Raw genomic sequence first — 1,029 nt, 5'->3', positions numbered from 1 at the left:
GCCTCCATGACCTGGGCGATGGTCGTGCCCTCCTGCCGACGTAGAAGGGAGAGAACCTTCGCCTGCTTCGCGCTCTCGCGTAGGCGACGCGGCGCTGAGGGGGCCTGGGCAGAGCGGGTCGCGCCAGACCGGCTCAGAGCAGCGTGCAGGGCCGTGACGGCGCCGGGCAGACCGGGCAGACCCTCCCCTCATCCCACGCCGACAGCACAGCCGTCGCGGCAGCCCGGAGCACGCTGTCGGACCTTGGGCTCGGAGACGCACTCGCAGGCGCCTCCTGCGGCTCCAACGTGCCCAGCGTCGCCTTCTCGGCCCCGCCGCCCTCCCGCGTGTCCACAGCGGCCGATCCAGTCACTTCGTCCGGTCCACTTCCACCCACCGCGGCGAACCCGGCCGTGGTGATCCGGAGCTCTCTGCGGGCACCATCCGAACAGAGCGCCTCCTCCAACAGCCTCACCCTGAGCAGGCTACCGAACACCGCGTTGCGGGCAGCGGCTGGCAAGGCCTTCGGCGCCTCGGCCAGCCCATCCGGGTGCCGGGCGGCGGCGCTGAAGATCTGCGCCTGGGTGGGGGAGAGTGGCTTCGTCATCGTCAAGTCCCTGGGGCGGACCCGACCGTCGGGTCCTACGACCCAGAGCCCTGACCAGAGGTGGTCAGGGTGGCGCGGGAGGAAAGTGCCTCTGCGCAGCTGACGCTTTGCTCCATTCTGCGACGAAGCCAAGCTGATTGTGAGCGTATCCTAGCCAAGGCAGACATCTCTCTGGGGCTGCTGAGGCGCGCCGCCACCAGCACCCTTCCGAGCCGCCTGGACTTCGCCAGGACTATTTGGAACCCCGGCCCGCGATCGTCCTTTCCCGCTCCGCCCATTCCGCTGCTCGGCCACGAGAGCGTGCCCTGGCTCATGGGACCCACGACATGCGGCTTGTCCCGTCTAAGCGCTTTCAACAGCCGCGGCCAGCATACATTCCTGCCAGAGTGCGGCCGGACTGCTACCACCCTGTTGCGTTTGCAGTGCACGGCTGTTGCGGAGGT

Annotated in this window: 1 protein-coding gene; it reads right to left on the bottom strand. The window is 68.9% G+C overall.

The genetic code is table 11. The features are described from left to right. Positions 1 to 133: 133 nt before the first annotated feature. Positions 134 to 586: a hypothetical protein gene (locus tag D9599_RS30685; RefSeq protein WP_198385126.1), complete on the bottom strand. Its 453-nt coding sequence runs from the start codon at positions 584 to 586 to the stop codon at positions 134 to 136. Between the last annotated feature and the right edge of the window lie 443 nt (positions 587 to 1,029).

The sequence above is a fragment of the Roseomonas sp. KE2513 genome (assembly GCF_016107305.1).
Lineage (GTDB): Bacteria > Pseudomonadota > Alphaproteobacteria > Acetobacterales > Acetobacteraceae > Roseomonas.
The sequence above is the reverse complement of the archived record's forward strand: the minus strand, read 5'-3'. Positions and strand labels throughout refer to the sequence as shown.